At 72.0% G+C, this 19,013-nt stretch carries 9 protein-coding genes and 4 pseudogenes; 8 read left to right on the top strand and 5 right to left on the bottom strand.

Annotated elements, in window-relative coordinates; all coding sequences use genetic code 11:
* Position 1: 1 nt before the first annotated feature.
* From BLV05_RS37960 to BLV05_RS36245, 7 genes and pseudogenes are all read left to right on the top strand, one after another.
* Positions 2-175: a sulfatase-like hydrolase/transferase gene (locus BLV05_RS37960; protein ID WP_201777992.1), complete on the top strand. Its 174-nt coding sequence runs from the start codon at positions 2-4 to the stop codon at positions 173-175.
* A pseudogene (locus BLV05_RS37955) lies at positions 169-1,038 on the top strand (sulfatase-like hydrolase/transferase). Before BLV05_RS37960 ends, BLV05_RS37955 begins: the two are co-directional and overlap by 7 nt.
* Before the next feature lie 366 nt (positions 1,039-1,404).
* Positions 1,405-3,525 (top strand): sialate O-acetylesterase, encoded by a 2,121-nt coding sequence (locus BLV05_RS29765; RefSeq protein WP_046769592.1) that lies wholly within the window; start codon positions 1,405-1,407, stop codon positions 3,523-3,525.
* 414 nt (positions 3,526-3,939) lie between these two features.
* Positions 3,940-4,251 (top strand): transposase, encoded by a 312-nt coding sequence (locus BLV05_RS29760; RefSeq protein ID WP_046769593.1) that lies wholly within the window; start codon positions 3,940-3,942, stop codon positions 4,249-4,251.
* A 287-nt stretch (positions 4,252-4,538) separates the two neighbouring features.
* Positions 4,539-5,072, top strand: a pseudogene (locus BLV05_RS37950) (IS110 family transposase); the annotation flags it as partial.
* A gap of 154 nt (positions 5,073-5,226) precedes the next feature.
* Positions 5,227-5,913 carry a GAF and ANTAR domain-containing protein gene (locus tag BLV05_RS29750; protein WP_046769595.1) on the top strand — a complete coding sequence of 229 codons (687 nt, stop codon included), beginning with the start codon at positions 5,227-5,229 and terminating at the stop codon, positions 5,911-5,913.
* 303 nt (positions 5,914-6,216) lie between these two features.
* Entirely contained in the window at positions 6,217-6,777 is a 561-nt protein-coding gene (locus tag BLV05_RS36245) for a hypothetical protein (protein WP_152690814.1), read from the top strand.
* Between the two features lie 253 nt (positions 6,778-7,030).
* Here BLV05_RS36245 and BLV05_RS29745 read toward each other — a convergent pair whose 3' ends face one another.
* Positions 7,031-7,756, bottom strand: coding sequence for a hypothetical protein (locus BLV05_RS29745; protein ID WP_152690815.1), 726 nt, complete (start codon positions 7,754-7,756; stop codon positions 7,031-7,033).
* A gap of 413 nt (positions 7,757-8,169) precedes the next feature.
* Positions 8,170-8,433 (bottom strand): hypothetical protein, encoded by a 264-nt coding sequence (locus BLV05_RS36240; RefSeq protein ID WP_152690816.1) that lies wholly within the window; start codon positions 8,431-8,433, stop codon positions 8,170-8,172.
* 119 nt (positions 8,434-8,552) lie between these two features.
* Here BLV05_RS36240 and BLV05_RS29740 point away from each other — a divergent pair, with 119 nt between their 5' ends.
* Positions 8,553-9,770: an enolase C-terminal domain-like protein gene (locus BLV05_RS29740; protein WP_046769597.1), complete on the top strand. Its 1,218-nt coding sequence runs from the start codon at positions 8,553-8,555 to the stop codon at positions 9,768-9,770.
* 5 nt (positions 9,771-9,775) lie between these two features.
* Here the strand turns inward: BLV05_RS29740 and BLV05_RS38910 are convergent.
* The 3 genes and pseudogenes from BLV05_RS38910 to BLV05_RS29725 form a co-directional block, all read right to left on the bottom strand.
* A pseudogene (locus tag BLV05_RS38910) lies at positions 9,776-12,436 on the bottom strand (glycosyl hydrolase family 28-related protein); the annotation flags it as partial.
* Positions 12,437-13,760: 1,324 nt separating this feature from the next.
* Positions 13,761-16,900 (bottom strand): annotated as a pseudogene (locus tag BLV05_RS38905) (alpha-mannosidase).
* On the bottom strand, positions 16,807-18,897 hold the full coding sequence (locus BLV05_RS29725; protein WP_063932570.1) for a DUF2264 domain-containing protein: 2,091 nt from the start codon (positions 18,895-18,897) through the stop codon (positions 16,807-16,809). Before BLV05_RS29725 ends, BLV05_RS38905 begins: the two are co-directional and overlap by 94 nt.
* Between the last annotated feature and the right edge of the window lie 116 nt (positions 18,898-19,013).

Below are 19,013 nucleotides of genomic sequence, written 5' to 3'. Positions count from 1 at the left end.
GGTGACGAACGTCCTGATCATCCAAGCCGACCAGTTCCGGGTGGACTGTCTCGGCGTGGCCGGGAACCCGGACGTGCGGACCCCGCACCTGGATCGGCTGGCCGGCGACGGCGTGCACTACCGCGAGGCGTACTCCCCGTCCCCGTCTGCACACCGTCACAGTACTCGCTGCTGACCGGGCCGCATGTCCGTCAGCACGGCGGCTGGACGAACCGTTGCACCCTCGCGCCCGGCATCGACACCTTCCCGCGGGCGCTGCGGCGCTCCGGGTACCGCACGGCCGCCATCGGCAAGATGCACTTCACGCCGACCTACCTCGACGTCGGCTACGACCACCTGGAACTGGCCGAGCAGGACGGCACCGGCCGGTACGACGACGACTACCACCGCGACCGGGCGGCCGCCGGGCTGGCGCCGGTGACCGACCTGATCGACCAGGAGCACGAGTTCCGCGCGACCGCGCCGGCGTCGTACTGGGACACGTACGGCACCGGCCGGTCCAACCTGCCGGAGGAGTGGCACTCCACCAGCTGGATCGGCGAGCGGGCACGGCGGGTGCTCGCCGGCTGGACCGGGGCCGGCGATCAGCTGCTGCATGTGTCGGTCGTCAAACCGCACCACCCGTTCGACCCGCCCGCGGGCTGGGACGACGCCTACGACCCGGCGGCGCTGACCCCGCTGCCCGGCTGGACCGGCACGGTCCCGGCGGCCGACCAGCGGTACCGGCGGGAGTACCTCGACTAGGAGCCACTGGACCTGCCGCGCCTGCGGCAGGTGATGGCGCACTACTACGCCACCATCACGCACTTGGATCACGAGGTCGGGCGCCTGGTCGACCTGCTGCGGCGACGCGGGCTCTACGACGACACCCTCATCGTCTTCAGCGCGGTCAGGATGGTCGCTGAGTCCATGGTCGACAATGGTTTGGGACTTCGATGCGATCAAGTCGATAGCGGCCAAGTCGGGATCGGTCCGCGGAGACTCTGCGCTGGTGCGTCCGTCGGGCCGGTATCGACGTCGGGGAGCGGGCGGGGATGAGCACCGCGGAGTCGGAACAGATCACGACGTTGAAGAGGGAACGCTGAGGAGCGTCGGGCGAACGAGATCTTGTAGTCGGCGTCGGCTTTCTTTCGCGGCGGAGCTCGACCGCGCACGCCGGTGACCGACTACATCAGCGAGCACGTCACGACGGCACCGACCACCAACGGGTGCGCTGATAGCGCCACGAGCCACTACAGGCTGTCGGCTCGGCGTCTCGCGATCTTGACAGCGCTGGCCCCCGACTCTATAGTCCGGAACCACTTGTAGGACATCCTAGATGCTGTCGTGGACGGATGGGCCTGCGATCTGCAGGGGTCCGACGCATCGAGCGGTGTCCGAGGGACCCAACAGAGAGGTACCCGCATGACCAGACGTCGCTCGATCCGTCATCTGCTGGCCATCGGATGCGTGACTCTCGCGCTGAGCGCGGTCCCGCCGCTGACCGGCGACCTGGCCGCGGCCGATCTCGACACGACCACCTGGTCGACGGCGTGCGACGCCGAGGCGTCCGGCTATCAACCGATCCGCGGCCTCGACTTGCCGACAGCGGCGAACTGGCGGGAGACGACACCGCCGTATGCCTTCGACCGGTCGGCAACCGTGGAACACGGGTACGACCGCGTGGGGTACTGCCTGGAGTTGACCACCGACGACGGCACTACGTGGGTGTGGACGTCGATGGAGGCGCTGGGCGGTGCCGACCTCGCGCTTCCGACTCGTCCCGGTGAGGTCCGGCAGCAATACGTCGACGACCTCACGGTTGCCTCGAACGTGTCCGGGGTGACGTCCCTGGACGGAGGGTCCGGCTGGGTGGAGATGTGGCCCAACCAGTACAACCAGTCCGGCGCCAAGCAGGTGCCCGGCGCCTCCGACGACGAATTCGATGCCGACGACACGGTGCAGCCGACGATGGGCTACGGCTCGTTCCAGGTGCATGCGTTCGCCGACGCGCAGGACTCGCGCGGTCCCCGTACCGCCGATTCGGCCACCGCGACCCCGGTGCTGGCCGTCAATGCGTTCGCCGCCGGCGGTTCTCGGATGATGGACGTCGGCATCGGCGCAAGTACCGGCGAGAACCCGGACTGGACGTTCGCGGGCAACGCCGGCGACTACTCCGCCCGGCGACTCACGTTCTTCGCCCGGCCCGCGGTGGCATGGGTGGACTCGTTCCCGACATCACGGCAGGTGATCCCCCGTCCGGGTCAGACCGACGCGACTGTTCCCGTGACGATCAGCGGTGCGGCGCTCGCCCCGGACGTGACGGCTGTCGAACTGCGCACCACCCGGGACGGCCGGCAGTCCACAGAGCGAGCCGACGTGATCGACTCCCGGTTCTCCGTCACCACCACGTTGCCGGTCGCGCTGACCTCGACCGACCTCGACCTGTGGGCCATCGCGGCGGACGGTGCCAGCCGCAGGATCGCCCGCGCCGTCGACGTCGTCGCCGGTGACGTCTATATCGTGCATGGGCAGTCCAACGCGGTGGCGGCGTCGTACGGCGGCTCCGCGGAGGCGGACCGGTCCCGATGGGTGCGAACTTTCGGCACGCCCCACTTCAACCCCGACATATCGCTCGGCACCGACGGCTGGACTTACGGGGCAGGCGACCTGACGTACCGGCCCGGTGCCATCGGCCAGTGGGCGACCCGGATGGGGAACCTGATATCTGCCGACCGTGACGTCCCGCTGGCCATCGTCAACGGCGCACGCGGCGGCCGCCGCATCGACTACTTCGTCCGCAACGACGCCGAGCCCACCGACCCGTCCACGGACTACGGGCGACTTCTCCAGCGCCTGACCCGCGCCGGCCTGACCGGCCCGGACGTCATAGACGCGATGCTGTGGTATCAGGGTGAGACGGACGCGAACGACGCCGCCTCGCATGTCGCCGGGTTCACCGACCTCGTCGGCGACTGGCGCCAGGACCTCGACGCCGACCTGCGGGTGTACGCACACCAGGTGCGATACTCCCCGTGCGGCAGCGCGGAGGAGGTGGCACTGCGCGCCGCACAGCGGCGCCTGCCGGACACCGTTGACAACCTGCGGGTGCTGTCGACGACGGCACTCAACGCCACCAACCAGTGCCACTTCGCGTATGTCGACGGCTATCGCACTCTCGGCGATCACAACGCCGCCACCTTGCTGGTCGACCTCTACGGCCTGGACCTGCCCGGCGCATTCGCACCGGACCCGCGGGTGGCTCACCGCGTGGACGACAACCCGGACGAACTGGTGGTGACCCTGCGGAGGCCGGTCGATCCGCTGACCGTCGAAGATGGCGCCGCCGCCGATTTCCGGGTCACCGGGGCGGTGGTCGAGTCCGTTCGCTGGCAGAACGGCCGCGGCCTGGTGCTCGGCCTGGACCGGCCCGCACCACGTGAGGCCGTCGTCTCGTACCACTCGCACGTCGGCGCCGGTCCGCGCGTCATGACCAGCACCGGCGTCGGTCTGCTCGCCTTCCAGATCCCGGTGCGCCTCCGGTGATGGCGCACCCCTTGAGAGGTTTCTGTACTCCATCGAGGCGGCTCGCCGCTCACCTCGCCGGCTTCGGGCCGGGTCGGGCGTGCGGCCTAGCGGCCGGCCGAACTGGACCGTGCACGAGGCGAGGCGTTCCTCCAGCGGCGTGACCCGTCGGTTCCGTTCTTCGTGACCACGTCGGCACCTCCATCGGTGTCGAACACCTGGACACGGGGCTCCGACGCCGCCTTGTGTGCGGACAACGAATGGGGATTGCCGTGCAGAGCGGTAGCACGCCGAATATTGCTGTCGTGTTGACTGGCCACCAGGCGGCTCGGGTCATGAGTTGTGCGGGGAGTGTCGACGTGGACACGCCTGCCATGGATCGCATGTGAGCCTCCCCTCGTAGCGAGGAGACATCGCCTTTGAGGAGGTTGGGCGATGGGTAGGCAGTATCGGAAGTTCGATGAGGACTTCAGGCAGGGCGCGGTGCGGCTGGTGCTGGAGACCGGGCGGCCGATCGCGCAGGTGGCCAGGGAGCTGGGGGTCAACGAGGGCACGCTGGGCAATTGGTGCTCCAAGCAGCGCCGCGAGCGCGGCGGTGAGGATGTCGCGTTGAGCGAGTCCGAGCGGGCGGAGCTGGAGCGGCTGCGTCGGGAGAACACCGAGTTGCGGATGCAGCGTGATGTCCTAATAGGACGTGTCGAAGAACGGGTCCGGGCTCGCCGGGGACGACGTCTGGTGATGTATTAGCCCATCGAGGTTTTCGCTTGAGACCGGCGCATCTCGGCGTATCCGGCCCGTCTTCGATCATGTGGTGGCCAGGGTCGGTCGTGGTTCGAGCCCGCCCGCGGGGGACGTCGATTGATGTGCTGAGCCTGTGAGCTCTCTGCTGAGAACGCCGACGTCCCCGCTGGTTGCTGGGATCGCGAACGGCTCTATCGGAGGTCAGGCCCTCGAGCCTTGCAATTAGGTCGCCGCGCGGTGCCACCCGGTCCCTCGGACCGGAGCAACAGTCCACGACTGGGTGAGGGGGATACATGGCGGTGTACTGCGGCATCGACTGGGCCGAGGGACACCACGACATCGCGCTCGTCGACAGTGACGGCGCGCTGATCGCCAAGCGACGAATCGACGAGAGCCTCGACGGAATCGCGGAGCTGACCGCGATGCTGGCTGCCGCCGGCGACAGCGCCGAGGATCCGATCCCGGTGGCGATCGAGACACCACGCGGGCTGCTGGTCGCGGTGCTGCGCGCGGCCTGGCCGATCTACCCGACCAACCCGCTGGCGGTCGCCCGATATTGAGAACGCACGTCGCTGTCGGGCAAGAAGAGCGATCACGTCGACGCGATGGCGTTGGCGAACATCCTGCGCACCGACGCGCACCTGCACCGGAGGCTGCCCGACGACACGGCGTTGGCCCGCTCGATCACCGTGCTCGCGCGTGCCTACCAGGACGGCGTGTGGCGCCGCACCAAGCTGGTGCAGGAGCTGCGCGCCCGGCTGCGCGGGTACTACCCCGGCTTCCTGGCAGCGTTCGCCGCCGGGCTGACGTCGAGTACTCCACCGCCGGCTAGGTCGACTGGTACAAGAATCGCCGTGAGTGTGCTTCTATCGGTTGGGTCCTGTGATCCAGGGGCATACTAGCGCTTGGCCGCGGAGGTAGACCGATAGGCGTTTGTCGGCCCGGCCCGCAGAAGCAAAGGTCCTTGAGGTTGGTGGCGAAGTGAGCGGTGGACTCGACTCGGCGGACTTCGCTCGGATCGCTGCCGATCTGCACGAAGCGCCAGATCCTGAGCGCACGCTCGAACTCGTGATCGAGCACGCCTGTCATGCGATCACCTGCGACCGGGCCGGGCTGGTCCTGTCGCACAAGCCAGGGCAGCTGGAGAGCGCGGCGACGACCGACGCGTGGGTGAACAAGATCGACCAGCTGCAGGGCGAGCACGGCGAGGGGCCCGCGCTGTGGGCGATGCAGCATCAGGCCACGGTTCTGGTCGACGTCATCGGCGTCGACCCACGGTGGCCGCAATGGGCCCCAGCCGCGGCAGATCTCGGGCTTCGCTGCGTGGTTTCGGTTCGGCTCTTCAGCGGAGCCCGGACCCTGGGCGCGCTCAACCTCTATGCAACGCAGTCAGGTGCGTTCGACGAGGACGACGTGGCGGTGGCGGAGATATTCGCTCGGCATGCCTCGATAGCGATCGCGACGACCGGGGAAGAAGCCGGGCTGCGATACGCCATCGACGCCCGCCACCTCGTCGGGCTGGCACAAGGCATGCTCATGGAACGACACGGTCTGGATGCCGATCGAGCGTTCGCCGTGCTGCGTCGGCTCTCCCGAGACAACAACATCAAACTTCGCGCCGTCGCATCACAGGTCATCACGACCGGACTTCTGTCCAAAGGATCATGACAGCCAAGTCCATCGACTTCACGTAAGCACGATGCGGCTGCGGCGCTCCAGCTGGTCGGCAGCGTAGGCCCTCCGGGCTTCACCTGCGGGCATGGCGGGCCAGCCGCTGGGTAGGTGCAGGCTAGACGCCACCGCGAAGGAGGCCGTCCATCGTGAACGATGTCGTACACGACCAGCCGCTCGGCCCTTGGAGATGGTCCACCATGGCTCGGCCACCAGGTGCGCGCCGCCGAGCCTCCGATTCGATGGGTGCACGCACGAGCGGTCGCGTCATCGCGACCGCGCGAGGGGTAGGTGGCAGCGGTGGCAGAGCCCGATCCGATGCTGCTGGGCGCACCCGGCGCGCAACTCACCGTCCGGCAGGACGCGCTGGATGGCGGCGCCACACGGGTCGGCTGGAAGCTGGGCTTGGGCGATCGCGAGCCTATCGGCGGCGGTCCGGTCGTCGGGTATCTGACCTCGCAGACTGTGCTGTCATGCGGATCTCGGTGTTCCGTGACGGCTCACGCTGTGCCCCGTGCCGACGTCGAGGTGGCGGTCCGCTTCAGGCGGGCGGTCGACCCAGACGGTGGAGCGGACGAGGTGCGAGCGGCAGTCGGCGGCTTCACGGTCGCTCTGGAGCTGTGTGACCTCGGCGGCAGCGACGACCCAGCCGCCATCGTGGCCGCGAACCTATTCCACCGCGCCGTGTTGTTCGGGCCCTGGACCCCGGGGTTCCCCCGGCCTGCGGCGCGCGCCTGTGCGATCGTCGATGGCGCGGTACTCGCCAAGGCTGTGTTCGCCGGGACCTCGATGGTCTGTTGCTGCGCGCGGCACGGCTGCTGGCCACCCTCGGCGAAGGGTTCGGAACCGGAGACACCGTGATCACGGGATCGATCGTCCAGGTGGCGGTGCACAACGGCCAGCGGGTGAGCGCCCACGTCGACGGGTCCGGCTCGGTTCACGTCGACCTCGCCTGACTCTGTGGGTGATGTCGCGGCCTTGATGGTGCTGAGCGTTGCCGATGATGGTGGGTGACTCCTCCTTCGGCGGCTCAGGCCGCGCGGATCGCTCGACGCCACCTCGGCCACGACGGCCCTGCTCGGTTCCGCACGATCCTGATCGGCTCGCGCCGCCATCAAGGGGCCAACGCGCGCGTCCACGGAGCGGTGCGTTCGGGGTTGGCGGCGTTGGCTGCAAACGCCCAGGTGCACGCCAGGCCGGTCGAGGTGTAGCCATGTCGGCTTGTGCCGATACTCGCGGTCAACGCGACAGCAGCTTCGGCCACGTGAGGTGAGCTGCGGTTCGCCCGGTTGGTGTCGGGGTCGCGAGTCTGCCGCGCCGGTTGGTCGCGAAGGCGTTGACGACTGTGGCCACGCTGGTCCATCCGAAAGGAGGCACTGCTCTCGGCGGCCACATGCTCGATGCCGCTCGGCCGGTCGTTCTGCGCACGACGATGTGCAACAGCGGCGAACCCTGCGGCGACGGGAAGAACGAACGGCGTGTACCGGAAGCGGTCTGACTGCGCGGCGATGGACCAGGCAGCGTTCGCACCGTAGGCGCCGGTGAGCCACCAGCCGGTCCGGCGGTTGACCGGTGCGGTCGGGTTGAGGGCACGCTGGAGGGCGTTGGCGGCGGTGGAGACGAAGATCGGCGCCCAGATCGCGAAAGCGTAGTCCGGTGGGGTGATCTCGGTGTCGTGTTGGTCAGCACCTTCCTCGGTGTCGGCGACCAGCGGACCGAGCGTGGGGACAAGGACCATCGATGCCGCCGAAGCTGCGACGGCGACGACCCGGACATGGTCGCGCGGTGACGCGCGGGACGCGTCGTCCGCCGTGGCTGTGCGACGAGTGGGACGGATCACGCCAATGCTCCTTCCAGCCCGGTCCCGATCTCTCTACCCCCCGCACGTTCACGCACGCACCTCGTTCGGATCGAGGTGGTAGCGCGGTAGTGGCGCAGGTCCTGGAGTCCGACGACAGCCCTGCGCCGTTTCCTGCGCAGCCGGGGGTGTCTGCCCCGACCACGGCAACGCGCTCAACTCGAGCGGCGGCACGAGGTGGTGCCAGGAGCCGGGATGCGGGCGGTCGCGGGATGCGACCCGGCGGGGCCTGCCGTGCACCCGAGCCGGCCACCTTCGACGTAGGCGACGCCGTTGGTAGCAGGCCGATGTGCGGTGGCCACGCGGTGGACGTCCGGAAGCGTCTCGACGGCGCGAAGGTCACGCCGTTGCCATCGACGAGGGACATGGACTGGAGGTCACGCCATGAGCGCCGATCACGTCCCGAAGGCCACCATGAAGGTCGATGTGAGAAGACCGCACGGTCGCGGCAGGACGAGGCCGCCGCGCTGGCCTTCCTCGGCCGGCACCTGCTGGCGGCAACGACGCCGGCGCAAGGCGACGTCGCGCTCGTTGCTGCGCACTGGCGGCCGCAGGCCCGGAACCGCTACACGGCAAGGACGAGGGGCGACGGCCACGAGCGCCACCACGGCAAGGTCGAGCGCGGTCGCGAACCGGGCCGGCGCAGCGGTGGAAGGCACGGTCCAAGCCTGGTCCGCGGCGGTCGCCGGCACAGCGATGCCCGCTCCACTCTCGGGGTGGGGACAGCCCTACCCCCGGCTAGGCTGACGCCGTCCCGTCCGACGGAGGAAGTGGTGTCATGACGACCATCACGGCCGTGCGTTGCGTCCGGACCCGTGCGGACGGCTCGTGGACGGTCGTCAGGGTTGAGACCGACGAGCCGGGCCTCTACGGCGTGGGCTCGGCCAGCGACCTCTACAACCCGGGCGCGGTCGCCGCGGTCGTCGAGGAGCTGTACGCCCCGCAGCTGGCCGGGCGCGACCCGGCCGACATCACCGACATCTGGCACACGCTGCAGGCCAGCGGCTACTGGCGCAACGGCTCGATCACCGCCACGGCGCTCGGCGCCATCGACGTCGCGCTGTGGGACATCAAGGGCAAGGTCGCCGGCCTGCCGGTCTACCAGCTGCTCGGCGGCGCCGCCCGGTCGGCCGTGCCGTGCTACGCCCACGCGTCCGGCGACGACGTCGACGCGCTGATCGACGACGTAGCGCGGTACGTCGAGGACGGCTGGACGGTGATCCGCTGCCAGACCGGCGGGTACGGCGGCGGCGGGTTCGTCGACGGCGGCCGCGTGGCGCTTCCTCGCAACGCCTGGACCCAGCGGCCGTTCGATGAGGACGCCTACCTGCGGTCGACGCCGGCGATGTTCGAGCGGCTGCGCGACCGCTTCGGCCCGGAGCTCAAGTTCAACCACGACGTCCACGAGCACCTGTCGCCCAACGCTGCCGTCGAGCTATCCCGCCGGCTCGATCCGTACCGGCTGTACTACCTGGAGGACGCGCTGCCGCCCGAGCAGAGCGCCTGGTACCGGACGCTGCGCCAGCACAGCACGACGCCGCAGGCCATCGGCGAGCTGTTCACCCATCCCGACGACTGGCGGTACCTGATCACGGAGCGGCTGGTCGACTTCGTCCGTGCCCGGGTGTCGAAGGTGGGCGGCATCACTGGCGCGCTGCGCATCGCCGCGCTGGCCGAGGCGTTCGGCGTGCGGACGGCGTGGCAGGAGGGCGGCGACAATGATCCGCTGAACTTCGCCGCGGCCCTGCACCTGGACCGCGCGCTGCCGAACTTCGGCATCCAGGAGGAGAACACCTTCGCGCCGGCCGAGCTGGAGGCGTTCCCCGGCGCGCCGGTCGTGGAACACGGGTACGTGTACCTGTCCGACGCGCCGGGGCTGGGCGTCGACGTCGACGAAGCCCGCGCCGCCGCTCTGCTCGGCGGCGGTGGTACGGCCGGCTATCACCGGCCGTACCACATCGATCGCCTGGCCGACGGCACCGTCGTCCGGCCTTGACCGGCTCAGCCGGTGGGCGCGAACACCGCGACGACCTCGTGCGCCCCGCTGACCTCGAGCTCGAGCACCGGCTCGTCCCCGGCGGCCATGCCGTTCACGGTCCAGTGGTCGAGGACGTGCCCCGCTGCGGGCGTCGCCGTCGCCGTCACGACGGCGCCCCGCTCGTAGTGGCCGGGGATCGTCTGGTTGCCGGTCAGCGTGACGGTGCCTGCGGGTGACGCGGACGCCGTCACCGGGAACTCCTCGATGTTGATCACCATGATGTTGTGCGCGACCACCGGCGCCTGCACCGTCGTCACGCCGTTGTAGCGCAGCACGTTCGTCACCACGACGTCGCCCGGCTCGACGCCGTCGCCGGCCGCGACGCTGTAGCCGCCGGTGCCCAGGTTGTCGGTGCCGACGTTGAACGCGTTGACCTCGCCGGACGAGACGACCAGGCCGTCGTGCACGCCGTAGGCGAACGCGTTCAGGACGGTCAGGCCGGTCGCGCCGTCGACGGTGATGAGCTGCGTCTGCGGCCGCATCACGGCGTCGATCACGTCCGGGAAGATGTCCACCTGCCAGTCCGGCAGGAAGAACCCGACCCGCTCGGGCGCATTGCCGTTGACCAGCACGCCCTCGATGCGTCCGCCGTCGCTGGCGCCCACGCTGATGCCGTGGTGCAGCCACGCTCCGGTCACCTTCTGCACGTAGAAGCCGTCGTTGCGCTCGGTGGCGAGGTCGATTGCGTTCCAGGCGTTGGCCATGCCGACGTCGATGACGTACGTGCCGGTGCCGGCGCCGCGGATCGCGTAGGGGTACGGGACCAGCCCGCCCTCGGCGTTCGGGTTGTTCTCCGGGTGGAAGATCCGCAGCCCGCGCACGCCCGCGCCGTCGCCGTCGAGGGTGACGAAGGCCGGTGCGGTCTCCGGCTCGGCGGTGTCGCGGCCGGCGTAGGTCATCAGGATCGTGCCGCGGCTCAGCCCGCCCTGCTCGCGGTTGGGCACCGCGGACGCGCCGCGCAGCTCCACCCCGGCGGGCACCCGCAGCCGCCCGTCGACCCGGTACCACCCGGCCGGCACGTAGACGACGCCGCCGCCGTCGGCGCCGGCCTGGTCGAGGGCCCGCTGGATGGCGACGGTGGCGTCCTCGGCCGGCTGGTAGCCGTTGCCGCCGCGCGCTCCGAACGGCCCGGCGGTGACGTCGTACAGCACCGCGCGCTGCGGCTTGGGCGGCGTCGCCGGCTCGTACTCCGGGGTGTCGCCGGAGAGCCGGTGGACGATCCCTTCGGCCGGTCCGGACAGCTCGGTGTCGGTGACCTTGACGAAGCCCTGCGACCGATTGACGACGGCGGCCTCGGAGCCCTCCAGCGTGCTGCCGGCCAGCACCAGCCCCCAGCGCGAGTCGAACTCCTCGACCTGCAGCGCCACGTCGGTCCGGCGGATCTGCACGTCGAGGAAGCTGCCCGCGAAGGACACCCGCTGGCCGGGGACGACGTGGATGCCGGTGGCGTAGTCGGCCAGCTCGATGCCGGTGAACTCGTCCCACTCCAGGTCGCCGAGGATCAGCCCGGTGCCGTTGGCCCGGGTCCACGCGTCGAGAACCGTCCGCTCCGGCGGCTGGTACTGCGCCGGCGCCGACGCCCAGTAGCCGTTGTCGAACCGGATGTCCTCCCACGTGCCGACGTCGGCGCCGTTGTAGGCGCGCACGCCCTCGAACAGGACGGTGCCGCGTACGTCGCGCACCGTCGACGACTCGTGCACCTGCCCGTTCGCGGGCGCCTCGCCGCGGTCACTGGGCATCGTCGAGACGCCGATGCCACGGTAGGAGTTGAGCATCGTCACCTCGGCGATCGTGCTCATCATGTAGTTCTCCTCGCCGCGCCAGGCCCGGCCGGGGAGCTCGAACGTGTAGTTGTACGGCACCGGGTCGGCCGCGTCCTGGGCCGGGTAGTACGTGGTCAGCCCGCGCACGCCGGCGCTGCCACCGACGCGGAACAGCACCGGGCCGTCGTCGCCCGGCGGCAGCTCGGCGCTGATCACGGTGCCGTAGTCCGCGCCCGCCGTGTCGGGGTCGCGGCGGTCGCCGCGCAGCGTGCAGAACGCGGGCACCTCGACGGTGCCGGTGACGCGGTACGTCCCGGCGCCCAGCCAGACGGTGCCACCGCCGGCGTCGTAGCAGTCCCAGAGCGCCTCCTGGATCGCCGCCGTCGAGTCGGCCGCGCCGGACGGGTCGGCGCCGTAGGCCGCGGCGTCGAGGTCGGCGACCACGACGTCGTCGGTCGGGTACACCGTCTCGACGAGGTGCGGGTCGGTGCGGATCTCCGGCACGTCCCGCAGCTCCAGCTCGCGCACCGCCACGGTCGTCGCACCCGGCAGCGGCGTGTCGAAGCGGACCCGGACGGACCGCAGCAGCTGCTCCTCGAACCGCGTCCAGGTGACGGTCTCGCGGCCGCTCAGACCGGCGCCGCCGCGGCCCAGCTCATGGAAGTCGCGGCCGTTCACCGAGCCCTCGACGGTGTACGCGGCGGCTCGCAGCGCGCCGAACCGCAGCCCGATCTCGTCCAGGTGCCGCGGCCGGCGCAGATCCACCCGCAGCCACTCGTCCGGGCCGGCGGCCGCGCTGGTCCAGACCGTGCCGGTGTCGTCGTCGACGACTTCGGCGGGGGAGCCGGCGGACGTGCCGCTGGCGGTGGCGGTCGCGCCGACGGCGACGTTCGTGTCGACGGCCGCGGCGAGGAACGCCTGGTGTGCGGAGTGCAGGTCGATCAGCGCCGGCTTGACCTCGGCCTCGGTGACGTCCGGCCGGTCGGCGACGGCTCGCGCGGCGGCCACCGCGGCGGACAGCTCGGCCTTCGAGCCCGGCGGGTACTCGCCGTCGCGGTCGCCCTCGCGCGCGGCGCCCAGCGCCAACTCGACGTCGTCGATGAATGCAAGCAGCCCGGAGGCGGCGTCCAGGACGTCCGGCACGACGGTGACGCGGACCTCGGCGACCCGCAGCGGCACGGGCGACCCGCCGTCGTGGACGCGGAAGTCCGAGCCGTTGGACCGGTTGGTGAGGATCGCGTCGGTGAGCGCGTAGGTGTGCGTGCGCCAGGTGCCGGTGTCGCCGTACTGCACGTTCGCGGCCGACTTGAACCGGTGCGGGATGTCTGGGCCGGGCGAGTCGTAGTGCAGCCCGAGCGCGCCGTTGCCCTGGTCGAAGTAGTCGATGCCGACGAGGACGGTGTCCGTCGTGTCGTGGACGAGGCTGTCGTCGACGTTCATGTAGAAGTACAGGATCCCCGGCGCGGGCGCCGCCCGGTTCGTCGACCAGTACGACCGGCCGGCCACGGTGCCGGTCAGCAGGCCGGTACCGGCGTCGCCGGCCCGCGGGGCGATGCCTGCCGTGGCCGGGACGTCGCCGAGGCCGACCGAGGCCAGCGGCGTGGCGATCCGGACCGACGCGACGGTGACATCGCGGGCGGCGCCGCCGGTCTCGGCAGTGAGCCGAAGCTCGCCGGCCAGGTCCGCGGTGCTGACGTCGAACGCGGCCTGTGCCCAGCCGCCCGCGCCGGAGTACGGGCGCCGGACCGCCTCGCCGCCGTCCGGCGTCAGGACCAGGTCGCCGGACCCCGTGTCGTGGTAGGCGACCGAGACCGTGGCGATGCTGTCGCCGAGCGAGGCGACGTAGTCGTCGTCCAGGTCGAAGGCCAGGTAGCCGGTGCCCGCGGCGACGTCGGTGCCCCAGAAGCCACGGCCGTCCAGCTCACCGGTCCGAAGGCCGGCCGGGTCGTCGCCGGCCCGCGGCGCCAGGCCGAGTGTCGCCGGCTCCGGGCCCAGGTCGGCGCCGACGCCGAGCGGGTACATGAGGTCGCCGATCCCGTCGCCGGGCGCGGCGGATGCCACGATGGACGCTAACGGGGCGGGCAGGGCGGCGGCCGTGACGGCCAGCGCGGCGGCGGCGGTGAGCAGCCGTCTGCGTAAGTGAGCGGGTGCGGGCAAGGTCGACCTCCGTTGGTCGGCCGGCTCCTCAGGAGCCGGCGGGGTGGTGCGGTCCAGGCGCGGGCCGCAGTCGGATGGTGCGGATCTGGAACGGGCGCAGCCGCAGCTCGACCGCGCCGCCGGTGTGCTCGAGGCCGGCCGACGGGCGCTCGAGCAGGTCGCAGTCGTCGGCGGCGGCAGAGGGAAGGTGGTCGTGAGCGTCGCCGTGGCGGCGCCGCCCAGCGGCTCGTACAGGCGCACGACGACGTCGCCGCTGCGGTCGTCGGCCAGCTTCACCGCCTCGATCAGCGCCGGCGACGTGACGGCGACCAGCGGCTCGCCCGCGGGCCGGGCCGTCGTCGTGCGCAACGGCAGGTTCAGCGCGTAGCCGCCGGCGACGGCCCGCTCCAGGCCGGCGCCGGCCTCGAGCGCGTAGGTGAACTCCTGGCGGCCGCGGTCGGCGCCGGCGTCCGGACTGTGCGGTGCGCGCAGCAACGTGAGCCGGACCGTGGTGGTGGTCCCGCCGCCGGGCCGGGTCCGGCGACTGGTGTCGTAGCCGTAGGTCGAGTCGTTGAGCAGCGCCACGCCCCACCCGTGCTCGCCCACGTGCACCCACCGGTGCATCCACTTCTCGTAGCGGGCCGCGTCCCAGCTGGTGTTGACGTGCGTGGGCCGGCGCACGTGACCGAACTGGATCTCCGCGGCCTCGTCGTCGGCGTGCACGTCCAGCGGCCAGGCCGCCTTGAGCACGGCGTCGCGCTCCTGCCAGTCGACGGCCGTGCGGACGGTCAGCCGCCGCGAGCCGGCCGCGACCTCGAGATCCTGGACGAACCGCGACTCGCCGAAGGCGCGCTCGACCCTGACGACCGCCAGCAGCGGCCCGTCCTCGAGCAGCTCGACACGGCCGGCAGCGGTGAGGTCGGTGACGGTGGCGCGGTAGTGCCGGTCGAGGTTCCACGCGCTCCAGAGGGTGGGGTCATCGGGATGCAGCTGGAGCAGGTTGCCGGCCTCGCCCGCCGCGATCGCCTCGCGATGGGCGGCGTGGTCGTAGACCGAACGGACCAGCCCGTCGCCGTCGATCCGCACCTGCACCAGCCGGTTGTCCACCACGACGGTGTCACCGTCGCGCCATGCCCGCACCGGCGCCGGGATCCGTTCGGCCGGCCCGCCGGCGCCCAGCGCGGGCGCCACCACGACGCAGGCCACCTCGCCGGTCGACAGCCGCTGCACGCCGCGGCCGGTGGAGGGGACGTCCGCCGGCAGCCGCACCACCTCGGTGCGCGGGAACGGCGCGGCGTTCAGCACGCCGGGACCCGCCGTGCGCCGGGCGTCCGGGACGACGGGGAGGGCCGCGGCCGCCGTCGCGACGATGTCGTCGAGCTCGGCGAGGACAGCGCGGTGGTCGCGCTCGGCCTCGCGGTGGACCCACGCGATGGCCGAGCCGGGCAGGATGTCGTGGAACTGGAGCAGCAGGACGGTCTTCCAGATCCGGTCCAGCGCATCGTACGGGTAGGGCGCGTCGCCGCGCACCGCCGCCGTCGCCGCCCACAGCTCGGCCTCACGCAGCAGCGACTCGGCCCGGCGGTTGCCGCGCTTCGTCCGGGCCTGGCTGGTGTAGGTGCCGCGGTGGGTCTCCAGGTACAGCTCGCCGCGCCACACCGGCGGGTCGGGGTACTCCTCGGCGGCGGCCTGGAAGAACGCCGCCGGGCTCTCCACAGTCACCCGCGGCGACCCCTCGAGGTCGGCCAGCCGGCGGGCCCGCTCCAGCATGTCCCGGGTGGGCCCGCCGCCGCCGTCGCCGTAGCCGAACGGGACCAGCGAGCGGGTGGCGACGCCCTTCTCGGCGAAGTTCTCGGCGGCGTGCGCCAGTTCGGCGGCGGTCATCATGCCCGTGTAGGTGTCGACCGGCGGGAAGTGGGTCAGGATCGTCGTGCCGTCGATGCCCTCCCACGAGAACGTGTGGTGCGGCAGCCGGTTCGTCTCGTTCCAGGACAGCTTCTGGGTGAGGAACCAGCGCGCGCCGGCCAGCCGGGCCAGCTGGGGGAAGGCGGCGGTGTAGCCGAAGGAGTCCGGCAGCCAGACGCCGTCGGCCTCCACACCCAGCCGGTCCGCGAAGTACCGGCGCCCGTGCACCAGCTGGCGAGCCAGCGCCTCGCCGCCGGGCAGGTTGGCGTCCGACTCCACCCACATGCCGCCGACCGGCGCCCAGGTGCCGCGGTCCACCGCCGCCCGAATCCGCTCGAACACCTCCGGCCGGTCCCGCTCCACCCAGGCGTACTGCTGGGCCGACGAGCAGGCGAACACCAGCTCGGGGTACTCCTCGGCCAGCGCCAGCTGGTTCGTGAACGTCCGCACGCACTTGCGCACCGTCTCGCGGACCGGCCACAGCCAGGCGGAGTCGATGTGGGCGTGCCCGACCGCGCTGACGCGGTGCGCCGAGGCGTGCGCCGGGCGGGACAGGACGTCGGCCAGCTCGGCGCGGGCGGTCTTCGCGCTGCCCGCCACGTCGCGCGGGTCGACGGCGTCCACGGCGCGGCCGAGCGCGTGCAGGATCTCGTGCCGGCGCGACGAGCTCTCCGGCAGCTCGCGCATCAGCTGGTCGAGCGTCTCGGCGTCGTGCAGCAGCTGCCAGACGTCGTCCTCGCGCACGGCTAGCCGCGCCTCGGCGAGGCGGTAGAGCGGCTCGTCGCCGGCGGTCGCCGGGTCGCCGTAGTGGACGCCGATCCCGGCGCTGGCCACGATCGGCGGGTTCGCCGCCAGCTCGACGTACAGGTCGACGTCCTCGCCGCCGGCCGTGGCGGCGGCCAGCAGCACGGCGCGATGGTACGGGTGCAGGCCCTGGACCGCCCGGCCCGTGCGGTCGTGCACCAGTCCCTCGGCCTGCCCGCCGGGGCCGCGGGTGAGGTCGAAGCCGAGGTCGAACACCGCTTCCACCCGCCGGCCGGCCCAGTCCGGCGGGATCCGCTCGGTGACGTGCAGCCAGGACGTCAACCACGGCGTGCCCCACACCTGACCGGCCGCGAACGGCAGGTACTCGGCCCGCAGCGCGTCCTGCACCGGGACCGGCTCGCCCGGCACCGGCCAGATCGCCAGCGTCAGCGCGACGGAGTCGCCGTAGACGGCGGGCCGGAGATACCGGTCGAGGACGTGCGCGATCCGGCGTTCGGTGTGGCGGCGGTCGTCGTGCACGCTGGGTCCTCCCCGGGACTCGGTGGGTCGAGCTGGACGGTGTCCGTCGCCCCGCCGGGCCATCGGACGGTGACGGTGGCCGGCCCGGCGGGCGCCGGCCACGCGATGGCGGCCCCGGGGACGATGTCCGCGGTCAGCCCGGTGCTCGCGAGCCGGACGACCGCCGCGCAGAAGGCCGGGAGCGACCGCAGCGGCAGGCTCGTCAGAATCGGCACCGCTGACGATGTGCCGATGGGGTTGCTGCCGGTGCGGCGGAGCACCTCGGCGACCGGCAGGCCGCCGAGCTCACCGATGGACGACCACAGGCCGCCGGCGCCGCGCGCCTCGGCCCGGGGCAGCCGGCCTGGGACCGTGTACACCGTCGCCGGGTCGGGCAGCGCCCAGCCGCCGATCCGCACCCGCCACGGGCCCGCCGCCGCGACGTCCGGCGGAGTCGGCGCCGGGTCGACCCGCACCAGCCGGACCTCGACGTCGCCGCGCAGCACCGACGCGGTCGTCAGCACCGGGCCGAGCCGGTAGGTGGTGTCGGGACCGCGGAACGGGTCGGGCGACTCGTCCTCGGGCCAGTGCGCCCGGTGCCGCGACACGGCCACGTGTCCGGCGACCAGCAGCCGGGTGAGCGGGCGCCGGTGCGCGGCGCGACCGGCGGCGTCGAGCAGCGTCACGCACGAGTCGGCGGGGCCGCCGCTCGGGTCGTCCGGCATCTCCGGTGCTACGTGCGTCGAGTACGCGACGCGCGCGTAGGCCGGGTCGTCGGTCGCACACCGGGCCGGGTCGACGTGGTCGCTGCCGTGGTTGACCACGCGCACCACGCCGTCGGACCGCGTGCCGGCGACCAGCCAGCCGGGTCCGGCCAGGGTGCGGCCGAAGTCGGCGGTCTCGACCGGGAGCGGCTGCTCCGGCGCGGTCCAGACCAGGTCCGACGGGTCCAGCAGCAGACCGGCGAAGCCCTTGCTCGCCCAGTACGGCGACGCCGGCCCGGAGTAGACCTGCAGGAGGTTGGGAAAGCGGTGGTGCCAGCCGGGGGTCAGCAGGCCGTGCTCGTCGACGGCTCCGTGGTCGAGGAAGTGCCGCAGCATCGCATTCGCGACCCGGCGGGTCTGACCCGGCGGCAGCGGCGTGGCGGCGAACAGCGCGCCGGTCCAGAACGGCGCCAGCGCCGCGATCCGGTAGGTCAGCGAGCGGCCCTGCACCAGCGGCGAGCCGTTCGCGCCGACCAGGTGCCTGGCGTCGTCCAGGAACCGGGTCAGGCGGGTCCGGTAGCGATCCAGCAGCCCGTCCGGTGCGGCGGCGCCGAGCACGCGGCAGAACCACAGCGGGTAGAGGTGCATCGCCCAGGCGTTGTAGTGGTCGAAGTTGCGGTGCGCCCCGCCGCTGAGCCCGTCGGAGTACCAGCCGTCGCCGGCGTACCACTGCTCGGTCTGCTCGACCGTCCGGTCCAGGTCGGCCTGCTGCCACGGCCCGCCCACGGTGCGGTTGAACGCCTCGGTGACGGCCTGGAACCAGACCCAGTTGTTGCCCGGCATGGGCTGCCCGACCATGCCCGCCAGCCACCCGGACAGCCGGTGCTGGACGCTGGGCGCCAGCCGGTCCCAGAGCCACGGCCGGGTCTCGTGCAGCGCGATCGCGACGGACGCGGCCTCGACCTTGGCCTGGTTGCACTCAGCGAACTCCGGCCAGCGCTCCGGGCCGGACGGGTCGAGCCCGGCGGTCAGCCCCTCGGCGTACCAGGCGGCGAGGTCGTGCGGATCGTTGCCGCCGGCGCCGCGCAGCCGGAACGCGGCCAGCAGGAACGTGCGGGCGAACCCCTCCAGGCCGTCGCTCCATCGCCCGCTGATGCTGGGGGAGCCGGGGAGGTGCACCAGGCCGTGCCGGGCGCTGGCGAACGGGCGGACGGCTAGCAGCAGCTGGTCCGCCGTCCGCTCCCAGTCGGCGCGGGTCAGAGGCGGTCCGGAGGTGGGCGGACGGGGCGAGGGCGGCGCGGCTGGAGCAGTCATCCGGTACCTCCTCGTGCCGGGTGAGTCCTGCCCGAAATGTGTGATTGACACCGTACATCAATTTGATTTACATTCAACCGTCATCGGCACGCAATGTGGCGGGCCATGACGAAAGG

It is taken from the genome of Jiangella alkaliphila, from assembly GCF_900105925.1.
Taxonomy (GTDB): domain Bacteria; phylum Actinomycetota; class Actinomycetes; order Jiangellales; family Jiangellaceae; genus Jiangella; species Jiangella alkaliphila.
This window is presented reverse-complemented; position numbering and strand designations above follow the sequence as displayed.